General features: G+C 71.6%; 16 protein-coding genes. 13 read left to right on the forward strand and 3 right to left on the reverse strand.

The features are described from left to right. Positions 1-188 precede the first annotated feature (188 nt). The 8 genes from ACZ4SF_RS02710 (at position 189) to ACZ4SF_RS02745 (ending at position 8495) form a co-directional block, all read left to right on the forward strand. Positions 189-1169: a 5-dehydro-4-deoxyglucarate dehydratase gene (locus ACZ4SF_RS02710; protein ID WP_468377246.1), complete on the forward strand. Its 981-nt coding sequence runs from the start codon at positions 189-191 to the stop codon at positions 1167-1169. Further along, positions 1166-2455, forward strand: coding sequence for a glucarate dehydratase family protein (locus tag ACZ4SF_RS02715; RefSeq protein ID WP_468377248.1), 1290 nt, complete (start codon positions 1166-1168; stop codon positions 2453-2455). The genes ACZ4SF_RS02710 and ACZ4SF_RS02715 overlap by 4 nt, the downstream gene beginning before the upstream one ends. Positions 2456-2609: 154 nt before the next feature. Then, the gene (locus ACZ4SF_RS02720; protein WP_468377251.1) at positions 2610-3761 is read left to right on the forward strand and encodes a carbohydrate kinase family protein; all 1152 of its coding nucleotides are present in this window, start codon (positions 2610-2612) and stop codon (positions 3759-3761) included. 423 nt (positions 3762-4184) lie between these two features. Beyond that, positions 4185-5255, forward strand: coding sequence for a PhoH family protein (locus ACZ4SF_RS02725; RefSeq protein WP_468377253.1), 1071 nt, complete (start codon positions 4185-4187; stop codon positions 5253-5255). Positions 5256-5270: 15 nt separating this feature from the next. Then, the gene (ybeY, locus tag ACZ4SF_RS02730; RefSeq protein WP_100826151.1) at positions 5271-5768 is read left to right on the forward strand and encodes an rRNA maturation RNase YbeY; all 498 of its coding nucleotides are present in this window, start codon (positions 5271-5273) and stop codon (positions 5766-5768) included. 8 nt (positions 5769-5776) lie between these two features. After that, on the forward strand, positions 5777-7078 hold the full coding sequence (locus ACZ4SF_RS02735) for a hemolysin family protein (RefSeq protein ID WP_468377257.1): 1302 nt from the start codon (positions 5777-5779) through the stop codon (positions 7076-7078). Beyond that, positions 7075-7434 (forward strand): MmcQ/YjbR family DNA-binding protein, encoded by a 360-nt coding sequence (locus ACZ4SF_RS02740; RefSeq protein WP_468377260.1) that lies wholly within the window; start codon positions 7075-7077, stop codon positions 7432-7434. Before ACZ4SF_RS02735 ends, ACZ4SF_RS02740 begins: the two co-directional genes overlap by 4 nt. 41 nt (positions 7435-7475) lie before the next feature. Next, positions 7476-8495 carry a S66 family peptidase gene (locus ACZ4SF_RS02745; protein ID WP_468377262.1) on the forward strand — a complete coding sequence of 340 codons (1020 nt, stop codon included), beginning with the start codon at positions 7476-7478 and terminating at the stop codon, positions 8493-8495. On the opposite strand, the gene ACZ4SF_RS02750 is transcribed toward ACZ4SF_RS02745, so the two are convergent. Next, positions 8480-9913, reverse strand: a complete 1434-nt coding sequence (locus tag ACZ4SF_RS02750; protein ID WP_468377265.1) for an MFS transporter — start codon at positions 9911-9913, stop codon at positions 8480-8482. The genes ACZ4SF_RS02745 and ACZ4SF_RS02750 overlap by 16 nt on opposite strands. Positions 9914-10061: 148 nt before the next feature. On the opposite strand from ACZ4SF_RS02750, the gene ACZ4SF_RS02755 reads away from it, so the two are divergent. The 5 genes from ACZ4SF_RS02755 to ACZ4SF_RS02775 all read left to right on the forward strand — a co-directional run bounded on the left by ACZ4SF_RS02755 (position 10062) and on the right by ACZ4SF_RS02775 (position 14964). Further along, positions 10062-10883 carry a helix-turn-helix transcriptional regulator gene (locus ACZ4SF_RS02755; protein ID WP_468378281.1) on the forward strand — a complete coding sequence of 274 codons (822 nt, stop codon included), beginning with the start codon at positions 10062-10064 and terminating at the stop codon, positions 10881-10883. A 28-nt stretch (positions 10884-10911) separates the two neighbouring features. Then, a complete protein-coding gene (locus tag ACZ4SF_RS02760) occupies positions 10912-11265 on the forward strand; it encodes a cytidine deaminase (protein ID WP_468377268.1) in 354 nt (117 codons plus the stop codon). Between the two features lie 474 nt (positions 11266-11739). Then, a complete protein-coding gene (locus ACZ4SF_RS02765; protein WP_468377271.1) occupies positions 11740-12216 on the forward strand; it encodes a hypothetical protein in 477 nt (158 codons plus the stop codon). A 298-nt stretch (positions 12217-12514) separates the two neighbouring features. Beyond that, positions 12515-13843 (forward strand): WxL domain-containing protein, encoded by a 1329-nt coding sequence (locus ACZ4SF_RS02770; RefSeq protein WP_468377274.1) that lies wholly within the window; start codon positions 12515-12517, stop codon positions 13841-13843. A 101-nt stretch (positions 13844-13944) separates the two neighbouring features. After that, the gene (locus ACZ4SF_RS02775; protein ID WP_468377277.1) at positions 13945-14964 is read left to right on the forward strand and encodes a WxL protein peptidoglycan domain-containing protein; all 1020 of its coding nucleotides are present in this window, start codon (positions 13945-13947) and stop codon (positions 14962-14964) included. On the opposite strand, the gene ACZ4SF_RS02780 is transcribed toward ACZ4SF_RS02775, so the two are convergent. Further along, positions 14858-15196, reverse strand: a complete 339-nt coding sequence (locus tag ACZ4SF_RS02780; RefSeq protein ID WP_201830995.1) for a P-II family nitrogen regulator — start codon at positions 15194-15196, stop codon at positions 14858-14860. The genes ACZ4SF_RS02775 and ACZ4SF_RS02780 overlap by 107 nt on opposite strands. After that, entirely contained in the window at positions 15193-16548 is a 1356-nt protein-coding gene (locus ACZ4SF_RS02785) for an ammonium transporter (RefSeq protein ID WP_468377281.1), read from the reverse strand. Before ACZ4SF_RS02785 ends, ACZ4SF_RS02780 begins: the two co-directional genes overlap by 4 nt. Positions 16549-16695 lie beyond the last annotated feature (147 nt).

Here is a 16695-nt window from a genome sequence, read left to right on the forward strand (position 1 = left end):
GCGTTCCCAGGGCAGGCGAAAGGTGCGGCTCGGAAAGGGGGATGGGGCGACGACCGTCGACGGACAGGAACGCGCGAGCAAGTTGTATCAAGCACGCGGTTCCCGAAGAAGGCCGGCAGGGGTGATCCAGGTCACGATTCCGTTTGGAGATGGCAGCAGGGGGTAACAACGTCTAGCTCTGTTCTCATATGTGGACGCTATTCATAAGGGGAGATGGTCAAGTGGGCGGCGACCCAGCTCCGCAGAACGTGGCACGGCGACTGCGGGAGGGGATGGCGCACGGCGTGCTGTCCTTCCCGCTCACCGCGTTCCACGACGACGGCACCCTCGATCCCGACGGCTTCCGGGCCCATGCCGCCGACCGGCTCGCCGCCGGGCCCGGCGCGCTCTTCCCGGCCTGCGGCACCGGCGAGTTCTTCTCGCTGGACGAGGACGAGTACCGGACGGTGGTCACCATCGCCGTCCAGGAGGCGGCCGGAAAAGTGCCCGTCGTGGCCGGCACCGGATACGGCTGGGCGCAGGCCGCGCGGTTCGCACACATCGCCGAGGAGGCCGGCGCCGACGCCCTCCTCGTGCTGCCGCACTACCTGACCGACGCCCCGCAGGACGGCCTCGCCGCCCAGCTGGAGCAGCTCGCCGCCCGCACCCGGCTGCCGCTGATCGCCTACCAGCGCGGCCAAGTCGCCTATACGATCGCCTCGTTGCGGCGCATCGCGCGCGTCCCGAACGTCATCGGCCTCAAGGACGGCCACAGTGACCTCGACCGGCTCCAGCGCCTCACCCTCGCCGCACCCGACGGCTTCCTCTTCTTCAACGGCGCCGCCACCGCCGAGATCCAGGCCCGCGCCTACGCCGCCGTCGGCGTCCCCGCCTACTCGTCCGCCGTGCACGCCTTCGCCCCCGAGATCGCCGGCGCGTTCTTCGCCGCGCTGCGCGACGAGGACCACGGCACCGTGGACAAGCTGCTGCGCGCCTTCTACGTCCCCTTCGTCGAACTCAGGGACCGCGCGCCCGGATACGTCGTGTCCCTGGTGAAGGCGGCGGCCCGGCTGCGCGGACAGCGCGTCGGCCCCGTACGTGCCCCGCTCGCCGACCCCGCACCCGCCGACCTCGCCGGCCTGAAGGCCCTGCTCGCCACCGGACTCGATCTCGTAGGAGCCTCGCTGTGACCCGTGACCTGACCATCGCCGAGGTGTGGCTGACGCCGATCCTGGTGGCCGACGCGCCCCTGCTCAACACCCAGGGCGTGCACCAGCCGTACACCCCCCGGCTGATCGTGGAGGTGGTCACCGCCGACGGGATCACCGGGCTCGGCGAGACGTACGGCGACACCAAGTACCTGGAACTGGCCCGGCCGCTCGCCGGGTGGCTCATCGGACGCTCGGTCATGGATGTGAACCAGATGTTCGGGATCGACCTCGCCGTGGACGCCTCCCGGGTCGAGGGCCAGGCGGACGCCGGCGGACTGCGCGGCGTGCAGAGCGCCGCCAAGCTGCGGCTGTCCGTGCTCTCCGCCTTCGAGGTGGCCTGCCTCGACGCCCAGGGCAAGGCGCTCGGGCTGCCCGTGCACGCCCTGCTCGGCGGCAGGGTCCGGGACGCCGTCGAGTACAGCGCCTACCTCTTCTACAAGTGGGCCGGGCACCCGGCGGGCGTCCCCGCCGAACCCGACAAGTGGGGCGCCGCGCTCGACCCGGCCGGGGTGGTGGCACAGGCGTCGAAGCTCCGGGAACGGCACGGGTTCGGTTCCTTCAAGCTCAAGGGCGGCGTCTTCCCGCCGGACGAGGAGATCGCCGCCGTCCGCGCCCTCGCCGAGGCGTTTCCCGGACACCCGCTGCGGCTCGACCCCAACGGCGCCTGGTCGGTGGAGACCTCGCTGAAGGTGGCGAAGGAACTCGGCGATGTCCTGGAGTACCTGGAGGACCCGACGCTGGGCACCCCCGCGATGGCCGCGGTGGCCGCGGGCACGGACGTCCCCCTCGCCACCAACATGTGCGTGACCACCTTCGGCGAGATCGAGGAGGCGTTCACCAAGGGCGCCGTCCAGGTCGTCCTCTCCGACCACCACTACTGGGGCGGCCTGCGCAACACCCAGCACCTCGCCGCGATCTGCGCCGCCTTCGGGGTCGCGGTGTCCATGCACTCCAACACCCATCTGGGCATCAGCCTCGCCGCGATGACCCAGGTGGCCGCCACGGTCCCCGGCCTGCACCACGCCTGCGACTCCCACTACCCCTGGCAGTTCGAGGACGTCCTCACCGAGCGGATCGCTTTCGCGGACGGCCGGGTGGCCGTGTCCGACGCGCCCGGTCTCGGCGTCGAACTGGACCGGGACGAACTGGCCCGGCTGCACCGGCGGTGGGCCGAGGACGACGGCACCTTCCGGGACCGCGACGACGCGGCGGCGATGCGGGCGGCCGAACCGGGCCGGCGGACACCGGTGATGCCCCGCTGGTGACCGCCGTCGTGGGGGGGCGCTGGTGGTGTGCCGTTGGTGACCGCCGTCGTGCGGAACACCGGTGATGTGCCGCTGGTGACCGCCGGCGTACGGGATCCCGGGGCGCGGCCTGGTGCACACTGGCCAGAACCCGCACCACGTCAGGGAGCGCACCGTGACCCCGTCGCACACCCTCACCGGAGAGGAACCGGAACACCTCACTCAGGCAGCGCGCTGCCAGGCCCAGGTCGACCCGCTCGTCACGCTCCGCGCCCCGGGTGACCCGCCCTGGGACGTCTACCTCACCGGCACGGTCTTCCTCGACATCATCTTCACCGGCCTGGACTCGGCGCCCGTGCGTGGCACCGAGTCCTGGGCCCGGGGCATGGGCTCCAGCCCCGGCGGGGTCGCCAACATGGCCGCCGCCCTGGCCCGGCTCGGCCTCAGGACGTCCCTCGCCGCGGCCTTCGGGGACGACCACTACGGCGAGTACTGCTGGGACGCCCTGGAGCAGGGCGAGGGCATCGATCTGTCGGCCTCGCGGACCGTGCCGGGCTGGCACTCACCGGTGACCGTCTCCATGGCGTACGAGGGGGAGCGGACCATGGTCTCCCACGGGCACGAGCCGCCGCCGGAGGCCGTGCTGCTCCAGGTGGACGCGCAGGAGTGCACGCCCCGCGCACGGGCCGCCGTCGCCTCCCTCACGCCCGGGACGCAGGCGCCGTGGATCGCCCGGGCCGCCCGCGACGGCACCCGGATCTTCGCCGACGTCGGCTGGGACGACACCGGGGCGTGGAGTCTGTCGGGGCTCGCCGACCTGCAGCACTGCGAGGCGTTCCTGCCCAACGCGGAGGAGGCCATGCGGTACACCGGGGCGGACTGCCCGCGGGCGGCTGCGCATGCGCTGACCGAGCACGTGCCGGTGGCCGTGGTGACCCTCGGCGCGGAGGGGGCGTACGCGGTGGACCGGCGGACCGGGGAGACGGCGGAGGTGCCGGCGATCGCGGTGGAGGCGCTGGACCCGACGGGGGCGGGGGACGTGTTCGTCGCCGGGTTCGTGACGGGGACGCTGGCGGGGTGGCCGCTGGCCGACCGGCTGGCGTTCGCGGGGCTCACGGCGGCGCTGTCGGTGCAGGAGTTCGGGGGGTCGCTGTCGGCGCCGGGGTGGTCGGAGATCGGGGCGTGGTGGCGGAAGGTGCAGTCGGTGCAGGAGCCGGCGGCGCTGCGGCGGTACGCCTTTCTGGAAGGGCTTGTTCCGGAGGAGCTGGACCGGCCGTGGCCGTTGCGGCGGGCGGTGCCGACCATCGGGTTCCGGCGGTCCGGCTGACGTCCCAGGGGGCTCCGCCCCCTGGACCCCCGGATGCTTTCCCACCCACCCACCCGACTCGGTCCGCCGAGAAGTGGTCCCCGGGGGGTGCCGGCTCGGTCCGTCGGGAAGTGGTCCCCGGGGGGTGCCGGCTCGGTCCGCCGAGAAGTGGCCCCCCGGGGGGTGCCGGCTCACTCGGCCGGAAAGTGGCCCCCGGGGCGTTGCGGCTCGGGCTGCCGGGAGGGGGACCCGGGGGGTGCCGGCTCGCTCGGACGGGAAGTGGTCCCCCGGGGTGTTGCGGCTCGGTCTGCCGGGAGGGGGACCCTGGGGCGGTAAAAAGGCCTACTGGGTTGTCTGTGGCGCGTCGTACCCTTGAAGCGCGAGGCCGCCGCCCTCAGAGTGCGGCCGTGACGAGGAGGAAGCGCAGGCCTTAGGCGCCGGCCCATGACAGAGACACCCACAGCTCACAGCCCCACGCAGGAGCAGGCGAGAGCGCAGTTGACCGTCCCCGCCCAGCACCCCATGGTCACCGTGCTGGGTTCCGGCGATTCCCTCCTGCGCGTGATCGAAAGGGCCTTCCCGGCGGCCGACATCCATGTCCGGGGTAATGAGATCAGCGCAGTGGGCGACCCCGCGGACGTCGCCCTGATTTCGCGCGTGTTCGACGAGATGATGCTGGTGCTCCGCACCGGGCAGCCGATGACGGAGGACGCAGTGGAACGCTCGATCGCCATGCTCAAGGCGAGCGAGAACGGGACGAGCGACGGGCCGGAGACCCCGGCTCAGGTACTGACGCAGAACATCCTGTCCTCGCGAGGCCGCACCATCCGGCCGAAGACCCTCAACCAGAAGCGGTATGTCGACGCGATCGACAAGCACACGATCGTCTTCGGTATCGGCCCCGCGGGCACCGGCAAGACGTACCTCGCCATGGCCAAGGCCGTGCAGGCCCTGCAGTCCAAGCAGGTCAACCGGATCATTCTGACCCGGCCGGCGGTCGAGGCCGGCGAGCGGCTCGGGTTCCTGCCCGGCACGCTCTACGAGAAGATCGACCCCTACCTGCGCCCGCTGTACGACGCGCTGCACGACATGCTCGACCCGGACTCCATCCCGCGGCTGATGGCGGCGGGGACCATCGAGGTGGCGCCGCTCGCGTACATGCGCGGCCGTACGCTCAACGACGCCTTCATCATCCTGGACGAGGCCCAGAACACGAGCCCCGAGCAGATGAAGATGTTCCTCACCCGGCTGGGCTTCGACTCGAAGATCGTGATCACTGGTGACGTGACGCAGGTCGACCTGCCGAACGGCACCAAGAGCGGTCTGCGGCAGGTGCAGGAGATCCTGGAGGGCGTGGAGGACGTCCACTTCTCCCGGCTGTCGTCCCACGATGTCGTCCGGCACAAGCTGGTGGGCCGTATCGTCGACGCGTACGAGGTGTACGACAGCAAGCACGGAACCGAGAACGGCGGCCACAAGGGCGGCCGGGGCCGGTCCGGGCACAAGGGGAAGTAGAGACACGGCACCACCATGTCGATCGACGTCAACAACGAGTCCGGAACCGAGGTCGACGAGCAGGCGATCCTCGACATCGCCCGCTACGCACTCGCGCGGATGCGCATCCACCCGCTCTCCGAGCTCTCGGTGATCGTCGTGGACGCCGATGCCATGGAGCAGCTCCACATCCAGTGGATGGACCTGCCCGGGCCCACCGATGTCATGTCGTTCCCGATGGACGAGCTGCGGCCGCCGTCGAAGGACGACGACGAGCCGCCGCAGGGTCTGCTCGGCGACATCGTGCTGTGCCCGGAGGTCGCCGCCAAGCAGGGCGCCGAGGCGCCGACGCAGCACTCCATGGACGAGGAGCTGCAGCTGCTCACCGTCCATGGCGTGCTGCACCTGCTCGGGTACGACCACGAGGAGCCCGACGAGAAGGCCGAGATGTTCGGGCTCCAGGCCGCCATCGTGGACGGCTGGCGGGGCGAGCGCGGCCTGACCGGGCCGTCCCCGGCGCCGACCGTCTCGTAAGCGCGTCCATGAGTCCGCAGATCGTGATCGGCGCGATCGCGCTGGTCGTCGTCGCCTGGCTCGCCGCCTGCGCGGAGGCGGGCATCGCGCGGGTCTCCAGTTTCCGCGCCGAGGAGGCGGTCAAGTCCGGCCGCCGGGGCAGCACCCGGCTCGCCCAGATCACCGCCGACCCGACCCGCTATCTCAACGTGGCCCTGCTGGTCCGCGTGACCTGCGAGATGGCCGCCGCGGCCCTGGTGACCTATGCCTGCCTGCAGGAGTTCGACGCCACCTGGCAGGCCCTGCTCGTCGCCATCGGCGTGATGGTGCTCGTGTCGTACGTCGCCGTGGGCGTGTCCCCGCGGACCATCGGCCGCCAGCACCCGCTCAACACGGCGACGGCGGCGGCGTACGTGCTGCTGCCGCTGGCCCGGGTGATGGGGCCGGTCCCGTCCCTGCTGATCCTCATCGGCAACGCGCTCACGCCCGGCAAGGGCTTCCGGCGCGGCCCCTTCGCCTCCGAGGCGGAGCTGCGCGCGCTGGTCGACCTCGCCGAGAAGGAGTCGCTGATCGAGGACGAGGAGCGCCGCATGGTGCACTCGGTCTTCGAGCTGGGCGACACGCTGGTCCGCGAGGTGATGGTCCCGCGGACCGACCTGGTGGTCATCGAGCGGTACAAGACCATCCGGCAGGCCCTCACCCTCGCGCTGCGCTCCGGGTTCTCGCGGATCCCGGTCACCGGCGAGAGCGAGGACGACATCGTCGGGATCGTGTACCTGAAGGACCTGGTCCGCAAGACGCACATCAGCCGGGACGCGGAGGGCGACCTGGTGTCCACGGCGATGCGCCCGGCCGTCTTCGTGCCCGACACCAAGAACGCCGGCGACCTGCTGCGCGAGATGCAGAAGGAACGCAACCACGTCGCCGTCGTCATCGACGAGTACGGCGGCACCGCCGGGATCGTCACCATCGAGGACATCCTGGAGGAGATCGTCGGTGAGATCACCGACGAGTACGACCGGGAACTCCCGCCGGTCGAGGACCTCGGCGACGACCGCTTCCGGGTCACGGCCCGGCTGGACATCACCGACCTCGGCGAGCTGTACGGCCTGGAGGAGTACGACGACGAGGACGTGGAGACCGTCGGCGGACTGCTCGCCAAGGCACTCGGCCGGGTACCCATCGCCGGTGCGTCCGCCGAGGTCGAACTGCCCGACGGACGGCGCCTGCAACTGACGGCGGAGGCCGCGGCCGGCCGCCGGAACAAGATCGTCACTGTGCTGGTGGAACCGGTCCTGGTGCCGGTGGCCGAGGAGGAAGAGCCCGAGTGACCCCCCAGGAGCTGCGCGCTCTCTGCCTGTCCTTCAACGCGGCCGTGGAGGACTTCCCGTTCAACCCGGAGACCTCCGTCTTCAAGGTGCTTGGCAAGATGTTCGCCCTGACGAACCTGGGCGCGCGGCCCCTGACGGTCAACCTCAAGTGCGACCCGGAGGACGCGGTCCGGCTGCGGACCGACCACGAGGGACTGATCGTCCCCGGCTGGCACATGAACAAGCGGCACTGGAACACCGTGACAGCCGACGGCGACCTCCCCGACCGGCTCCTGCGGGAACTGGTCGAGGACTCCTACGACCTCGTCGTCGCCGGCCTGCCGAGAGCGGAGCGACTGCGGCTGGACCGGCCGTAACCGCCTTGCCGGGACGGCCTGACCCCGTGTCAGAATCCGGCATGACTGTTCGATACCCGCGCCCGCTGCGCCCTGGTGACCGCATCGGTGTGACCTCGCCGTCCAGCGGAGTGCACGAGTCGATGAGCGCGCGCCTCGACGTGGCACTGAAGGATCTCGAGGCCCGCGGCTACGAGGTGGTCGTCGGCCGGTGCATGGACGGCTCGACGCACATCAGCGCGCCGGCCGCGGAACGCGCGGCCGAGCTGACCGACATGCTCACCGACCCTTCGATCCGGGCCGTCGTCCCGCCGTGGGGCGGGGAGACCGCGATCGACCTGCTGCATCTGCTCGACTTCGAGCGGATCGGACGGGCCGAGCCGACGTGGATGGCCGGCTGGTCCGACATCTCCACGCTCATCACCCCGCTGACCCTGCTCACCGGTGTCGCGACCGTGCACGGCAACAACCTCATGGACACCCCGTACCGGACGCCCGGGGGCCTGCTGTCCTGGCTGGACATCGTCACCGCCCCGCAGGGCGAGCCGTTCGTCCAGACCCCGCCCGGGCGGTACCGGTCGGGCGGCTTCGACGACTACCGGTCGTATCCGGAGGTGCGCGACTTCACGCTGGACGCCGAGGGCACCTGGACCCGGCTCGACGGGACCGGGGACGTGGACGTCGAGGGCCGGCTGATCGGCGGCTGCATCGAGACGCTCGCCGGCCTTGCGGGCACGCCGTATCTGGACACGTCCGGGTTCGCGGGGCGGGAGCCGCTGCTCGTCTACGTCGAGGCCTGCGAGGACAACGCCTTCACCATCTGCCGCAATCTGCACGGCATGCGCCTCGCCGGGTTCTTCGACCGCGCAGCCGCCGTCCTCGTGGGCCGCACGCATGCGCCCGACGGCCGGACCCTCACCCAGCACGAAGCCGTCCTGGACGTGCTGGGCCCGCTGGGCGTGCCGATCGTCGCCGACGTCGAGTGCGGGCATGTCGCGCCCTACCTCCCGCTGGTGAACGGCGCGCGCGGCCGTGTGGTGCACACGGCCGCGCGGAGCGAGATCGTTCAGGCCCTGGACTGAGCCGGGCGCAGGCCCAGGCCGATCAGGACGGCGGAGGCGAGGACGATCGCCGCGTCCAGGGCGAGGACCGTGTGCACGCCGGTCAGCAGGTCACCGGAGGTGGTGGCCAGGACACCGAGCAGCGGGATGCCGACCGTGAGGCCCACCTGCTGGGTGGACGTCACCAGGCCGGTGGCCAGGCCCTGTTCCTCGTCCGGGACACCGGAGGTGACGGTGACGCCGTACGAGATGATCGCGCCGAGGTGGCACATGCTCGCCAGGGACACCGCGGCGGTGGCGAGCCACACCGACCAGGTGTGCGCGTTCAGCAGGAGCATCGTCGCGACCAGGGCGCCCTGGCCGGTGAGGGCCCCGACCAGGGTGCGGCGGGCGCCGAAGCGGCCGATGACCTTGGCGGCACGGGCGCCGGCGACGGCCGACAGGATGCCCTGGACGCCGAAGACCAGGCCCGTCTCGAAGGCGGACAGGTGCAGGACCTCCTGCAGGTACAGGGTCAGGGCGAAGATCACCGTCGACATCATCGAGAAGGTGACCAGACCGCCCACGTTGCCCCACGCCACCGTGCGGCGGCGCAGCATGGGCAGCGAGACGAGGGGTGCCGCCGAGCGGGACTCGATCACGGCGAACGCGGTGAGCAGCAGCAGGCCCGCGATCAGCGTCGTGATGACGTCGGTACGGCCGAAGCCGTGGTCGGCGGCCGTGGACAGGGCGTAGATCAGCGACAGCAGACCGGTGGTGACGGTGACCGCGCCGGGCACGTCCAGACGCGGGCGGTCCGGGGTGCGGGACTCCGGCAGCAGGCCGGGCGCGAGGGGCAGCACGATCAGCGCGGACACCGCGAGCAACGCCATCGTGGCGCGCCAGCCGAGGACGTCCGTCAGCACACCGCCCGCGATCATGCCGAAGGTGAAGCCCAGTGACAGCAGCGTGCCGGAGATGCCGAGGGCGCGGTCGCGGGCCGGGCCCTCCGCGAAGGTGGTGGTCAGCAGGGACATGCCGGTCGGTACGATCGCTGCCGCGCCGAGGCCCTGCAGCGCCCGCCCGGTGAGGAAGGACGCCGGGTCCCAGGCCAGCGTCGCCAGCAGGGAGGCCGCGCCGAACAGGGCCAGACCGGCGAGGAACAGCTTGCGGCGGCCGTACAGGTCGCCGATGCGGCCGAAGAGGAGCAGGAAGCCGCCGGAGGGCAGCGCGAACGCGGTGATCGCCCACTGCAGGGCGGAGCGGCTCATGCCGAGGTCGGAACCGAGGTCGGGCAGGGCCACGTTGAGGACGGAGAAGTCCAGCGCGACCATGAACTGGGCGGCGCACAGCACGAACAGCACGAGTTTGTCGCGCCTCGACAGCCGCGGGGCGCCGAGGGGTTCGCCGAGCGGTTCGCCCGCGGCGGTGGTGGGTCGGGTGGTGGAGTCGATCGCCATGACAATGAGCTTCGGGCGATCGGAATACGGCTGGGGAGTCGGAACTTATGGTGGTGGTGGTACCACCAGACAGCACGAGGGGGAGCGGTACGTGCCGGTTGTCGACGCGACGAAGAGCCCGCGGCGGAGCGAACTGCGCGAGTTCCTGATGAGCCGGCGGGCCCGGGTGAGCCCCGAGGAGGCCGGACTGCCGGCCGGCGGCGGCCGGCGCAGGACGCCCGGGCTGCGCCGGGAGGAGGTCGCCGTACTCGCCGGTGTGGGCGCCTCCTGGTACCAGTGGCTGGAGCAGGGGCGGGACATCTCGGTCTCCCCGCAGGTCCTCGACGCCGTAGCCCGGGTGCTGCGGCTGAGCGACGCCGAGCGGCGGCACCTGTATCTGCTGGCCGGACTGAACCCGCCCACGCCCCAGGTCGTCCCCGGCCGGCGGGACATGTGCGACGGGCTGCGGCGGCTGATCGACACCTGGATGCCGTATCCGGCGCACATCATGGACATCTACTACAACTGCGTGCTGTACAACGACGCGGCGGCCATGGTGCTCGGCATGCGGCCGGAGATCACGCAGAACTGCCTGATCGACTTCTTCACCGACCCTCTGTACCGCTCGCGCAGCAGCAACTGGGAGCAGAACGCGCGCACGGTCGTGGCGCAGTTCCGGGCCGCGTGTGCCGCGCGGCCGGACGACGAGGGGTTCCGGTCGGTGCTCGCCGAGGTGTCGGCGCGCAGTCCCGAGTTCCTGGCGCTGTGGGCCGAACGGGACATCGAGGACCAGGGGCAGGTGCGCAAGGAGCTGGACCATCCCGTGGTGGGGCTGCTGGCGGTGGAGGCGACGGTGCTGAAGGTGCCGGTCCGGCCGGACCTGATGATCGTGCTGCACGCTCCGCTGGACGAGGCGAACACCGCTGCCAAGCTGGAGTGGCTGGCGTCTCCGGAGGGGCGGCGTGGCGCGATGTACCCCGTGGCCGGGTGAACCTGCCGGGGCTTCGTATGCTCTGGGCATGACCGAGAGCAACGCGCTTGACCCCGAGGACCGCAAGATCGTCACCCTGGCCCGTTCCGCGCGGGCCCGCAACGGTGTGCCCGAGGGGGCGGCCGTACGGGACGACACCGGGCGGACCTATGTCGCCGGGTCGGTGGAACTCGCGTCGCTGAAGCTGAGCGCGTTGCGTACGGCCGTTGCCATGGCCGTGGCGTCGGGGGCGAAGTCCCTGGAGGCGGCGGCTGTGGTGAGTGACGCGGAGTCGGTGCCTGCGGAGGACCTGGCTGCCGTGGCCGACCTCGGTGGTGCGGGGACGCCTGTGCTGCTCGCCGGAGCCGACGGGGTTGTCCGGCTGACCGTTCCCGCAGCCTGACGATTCCGCCCGCCCGCCCACCCGACTCACTCGGCCACGAGGGCACCGCCCGGGCCGGCTCGGTCGGCTGTGAGGGCGCCGTCCGGGGTGGGCTCGGGCGGCTGTGAGGGTGCCGTCCGGAGTGGGCTCGGGCGGATGTGACGGTGCTGTTCGGGGCCGGCTCGGTCGGGTGTGGCGGTGTCGTTCGGGGTGGGCTCGGGCGAATGTGACGGCGCCGTTCGGAGCTGGGGCGGTCGGCTGTGGAGGTGCCGTCCGGGGTCGGGCTCGGTTCATCGGGAGGTGACCGAACAAAAGGTCGGCTGGAATTCAACCTTGTTGGTCTCCCACCCCCGCGCATCAATGGAGCCGTACCATCCGACGGCCCGTCAGATCCGCACCGCCGTGCAGTGTGCCCGCATCCGCCTGCTCGGGCCTCCGCGTCCGTCGGCGTCCCCACATGGCACTCCCCCCACAAGGAAAGGGAAGCGGATCCCCATGAGAGGCAAGCGCACGGCAACAGGCGCGGCGCTGGTCGCCGGGGCCCTCGCGGTCACCGGACTGGCCTTCGCGCCGACCGCGGCCGCCGTCACCCCACAGTCGGCGACCATCACCGCGAGCTGCGGCATCTTCGGTGGCGGCACGGCCACGCTCACCGCCACCCAGAGCGGCACCTCGGCCACCATCACCCTCACCTCCTCGGCGATCAAGGCGCCGGTCGCGGTCGCCCAGGACTCGATCACCTCCACGCTCACCCTGGTCAAGGCCGGCGGCGGCACCACCGTCTTCAGCGGGACCAAGAACCCGGCCATGCCCAGCGGCTCGCCGGTCAGCGTCGGACCGCTGCCCGGCACCGTGGCCTCCGGCGACAGCCTGGAGGCGTACGGCGGCTCGCTGAAGATGGTGATCTTCGGGGTCACCGTGACCTGCAAGGCCACCGCCAAGCAGTCGCCCGGCCCCTTCGTCTTCGACTGAGCCGACCGGCCGACTGAACCGACCGACTGGGCTGACCGGCCGGCTGATTCGGGCGACAGGGCTGACCGGCCGGCCGGACCGACCGAGCCGACCGGTCGGCCGGGCGGTGCTGCTGGGGCGATCCACCGGGAACTGAGCGATCTGTTCCGGATCGTGCCGTAACCCCTGGGATGCCGCAGAAACTGATGATCCGTCAGATTTCTGCGGCATCTCCATTGACTTCTCACCCCCGCTCCACATCAATGCCCCCTGTCGGCGCAGACGAGCCGCTGCGCCAGCAACCCTCAGGAGGGGGCCCATGGGTTCCACACCCCGAAGAGCCCGACGGTGGCGCTGGGCGTCACTGTTCGGGGCGACCGCACTCGCGGTCACCGCGGGCGGCGCGCTGGCCTGTCCGGCCGGCGCCGCCGGCACGAACGTGGACTTCGCCACGCACTGCATTCCGCCGGCCGTCTCGGGTCTACCGCCGATCGACGGCACCACCACCGCGAACGTGTCGGTGGACAAGACCAGTCCCAAGGTCGGCGACACGGTCACCGTGACCTACACCGTGGTCACGGCCGCCGCCAGCAACCCCACCGACCTGGCCCTGCCGGCCGACATCATGACCCCGACCGGCAAGGTCGCCCTCGGCGGCGCCCAGACCGGTGCCGTCACCGTCGCCGGACCGAAGAAGAACCCGCCGGTGCCGGGGAAGGCGGCGTTCCCGTCCTTCTCCATGACCGGCACGTTCACCGTCACCAAGGCCGGGCAGATCACCCTCTCGCCCGGCGACTACAACATCCACACCAGCTACATCCTGGAGCTGGACACCCCCTGCACGGTCATCACCCCGCCCGCCCCGGTCTCGCAGACCGTCACGGCGACCGACGGCACCCCGTCCAACACCCGGGCCATCTCGCTGGGTTCGGCGTCCGGTGACCCCGGCGCCGGCGTCACCGTCAGCGGGACGAACTTCACGCCGGGTGCGACCGTCACGCTGGCCGGACGGGCCGGTGACAAGCAGACCGCGGACACCGCGACCGTGACCGCGAACGCCCAGGGCGCCTTCAGCGGCTCCCTCGTCGTCAACGACAAGACGACGACCGGGATCGTGGCCTACGAGGGTGGCTCCTGGAACCCGGACAAGGGTGCCGGGCCCGCGGCCTACGTCGTCAACGACAACACGCCCGTCCCCGACGGCAGCCAGAAGCTGACCACCACCGTCAAGGCGGGCACCCTGTCCATGTCCCAGGCCGGGGACTCCGTCGCGCTGTCGGCGGTCGACTTCGGCCAGGGCGGGGCCTCGACCGGCAAACTGAACACGGTGACGGTCAAGGACTTCCGCGGCGGACCCGCAGGCTGGTCCCTGACCGGCAAGGTCACCGACTTCACCGGCCCCGGCGCCAAGATCGACGCGGGCAAGCTCGGCTGGACCCCCGCCTGCGCGACCAAGGCGGGCAGCCCCAGCACCTGCAAGGCCGGTTCGGCGGGCACCGTCGGCACCTCGGGAGCGACGCTCGCGTCGACCCCGAACGGCACGCTCACCGGCGGTGAGTTCACCGTCGACGCCGGCCTCTCCCTGGACGTACCGGCGTTCACGCCTCCGGGCTCCTACTCCGGTGTCCTGACCCTCACCCTCACCTGACCGGCCGAACCGACGACACCGGTGGCCGGGCGCCCCGCCGTACGACCGGGGCCGCACCCGCCCGACCGCCACCACCCCGAGCCCATGGGGGGTCCGCACCCATGCGCAAGCCCTACGTCCTCCTCCTGAGCCTGACCGGCCTGCTCCTCGGTCTCACCGCGCTCCCCGCGCGGGCCGCCGACAACGGCAGCTGGTCCGTCTACCCGGTCGCCTCGAAGATCGCCGCGCGGCCCTACTTCACCCTCTCCGCCGAGCCGGGCCAGACCCTCACCGACAAGGTCGCCGTCCAGAACAAGACGGCCCGCCCGCTCACCTTCCGGCTGTACGCGGCCGACGCCTACAACACCGCCCGGGACGGCGGGTTCGCCGTGCGCACCCGGAAGGAGAGGATGCGCGGGGTGGGCGCCTGGGCGAAGCCCGCGAAGTCCCGGATCACCGTGCCCGGGCACAGGACCGTGACCGTGCCCTTCACCCTGCGCGTCCCCGACGGGGCCGAGCCCGGCGACCACCCGGGCGCGATCGTCGCCCTCGACGAACGGGTCGACCCCGGCGGCGGGAAGCTCGCGCTCGGTGTGCAGCGGGCCGTCGGCGCCCGCGTCTATCTGCGCATCAGCGGGCCCACGCTCCCCGCGCTCTCCGTCGAGCAGGTGCGGTTCGGCCATCATCAGCCACTGCTGCCGGGCCTCGGCGACAGCACGGCGACCATCTCCTACACCCTGCGCAACACCGGGAACGTGACGCTCAGCCCCAAGGTGGAGCTGAAGGCGCGCGGGCTGTTCGGCCGGACCCTGCTCGACCGGGACCTGACCCGGGTTCCCTCCGAACTGCTCCCGGGGCAACGGGTGCGGCTCACGGAGACCTGGCACGGAGCGCCCCAGCTCGACCGGGGGAACGTGACCGTGACCGCGACGGCACCGGGCACCCGGCAGTCGGCCGGCGCCTCCTTCCTCGCGCTGTCCTGGCTGCTGGTGGTGCTGGTGTTCGCCGTCGGTGTGCTGACCGGGGCACTGCTGGTCAGAGCGCGTCGGGTCCGCGCTCGCCGGTCCGTACCCGGACGACCGTCTCCACGGGAACGGACCACACCTTCCCGTCCCCGATCTTCCCCGTCTGCGCGGCCCTGACGACCGCGTCGATCACGTCGTCGGCGACCGCGTCCTCCACCACGACCTCGATGCGCACCTTCGGTACCAGATCGACGCGGTACTCGGCCCCCCGGTACACCTCGGTGTGGCCGCGCTGCCTGCCGTAGCCGCTCGCCTCGGTCACGGTCAGACCGTGCACCCCCAGCTCCTGCAGGGCGGTCTTGACCTCGTCCAGACGGTACGGCTTGACGATCGCGGTGATGAGCTTCATGCCTGGGTGTCGACCTTCTGCGTGCCGGCTGCGGTGAGAACGGAATGGGAGACCGGGGCGCCGTGGCCCAGGACGCCGTGATCGTATGCCGTCTCGGCGTGCACCGTAAGGTCCAGGCCGGTGTGCTCCTGCTCCTCGCTCGCCCGGAAGCCCAGCGTCTTGTCGATGAGCTTGCCGAGGCCGTACGTCACCGCGAAGGCGTACAGCGCGACGACGACCACGGCGAGCAGCTGCCTGCCGAGCGGGGCGAGCCCGCCGCCGTAGAACAGGCCCTCGGTGCCGCCGGTCATCGCCTTCTCGGCGAACAGGCCGATCAGCAGGGTGCCGATGATGCCGCCGACCAGATGGACACCGACGACGTCCAGGGAGTCGTCGTAGTTCAGCCGGAACTTCCAGCTCACCGCGTACGAGCAGACGACGCCGGCGGCGAGGCCGACGACGAGGGCGCCGAACAGCGAGACGGTGCCGCAGGACGGGGTGATCGCGACCAGGCCGGCCACCGCGCCGGAGGCGGCACCCAGCGTCGTCGGGTGGCCGTCGCGCCGCTGCTCGACGAAGAGCCAGCCGAGCAGGCCCGTGCAGCCGGCGGCGAGGGTGTTGAGGAAAGCGGCGGCGGCCAGGCCGTTCGCACCGAGCGCGGAGCCCGCGTTGAAGCCGAACCAGCCGAACCAGAGCAGACCGGCGCCGAGCATCACCATGGGCAGGTTGTGCGGGCGCATGGCGTCCTTCTTGAAGCCCAGGCGGGGGCCGAGGACCAGGCAGAGGGCAAGCCCGGACGCACCGGAGGTGATCTCGACGGGCAGACCGCCGGCGAAGTCCAGCGCGCCGAGCCGGTCGAGGATCCAGCCACCCGGACCCCACACCCAGTGGGTGACCGGAACGTATACGAGGAGCGTCCAGACCGGCACGAGGACCAGCCAGGCCGAGAACTTCGTGCGGTCGGCGACCGCACCGCTGATCAGCGCGGCGGTGATGACGGCGAAGGTCAGCTGGAAGGTGGCGAACAGGAGGGTGGGGACCGTGCCGTGGACGCTGCCCGGGCCGATGCCGCGCATCCCGGCGTGCCCGAGCCCGCCGATCAGCCCGCCGCCGGCGTCCTCGCCGAAGGCGAGGGAGTAGCCGGCCGCCAGCCACACCACCGTGACCAGGGCGATCGACACGAAGCTCATCATCAGCATGTTCAGGACGCTCTTCGTGCGGACCATGCCGCCGTAGAACAGGGCGAGGCCCGGGGTCATCAGCAGGACGAGGGCGGTCGCGGCGAGCAGCCAGGCGGTGTCGCCGGTGTCGATGGGGGTTCCCCCTGTCCGAGCGGAGCCGAGAACTTGGGGGAGCGCTGCGGCGAGGGTCACGGGCGCCTCCAACGGTGCGGTGTGTGCGTCAGAGCGTCACGGGTGTGGGTTTCCGGTCGCGTACGGGTGTGTTTCCGTGACGTTTCGTTGCGTGCGGGTTTCCGGAAGCTCACCGGGAGAAGAGGTGGCGGCCGTTGGTACGGCAGG

The sequence above is a fragment of the Streptomyces sp. NPDC027663 genome, from assembly GCF_055566415.1.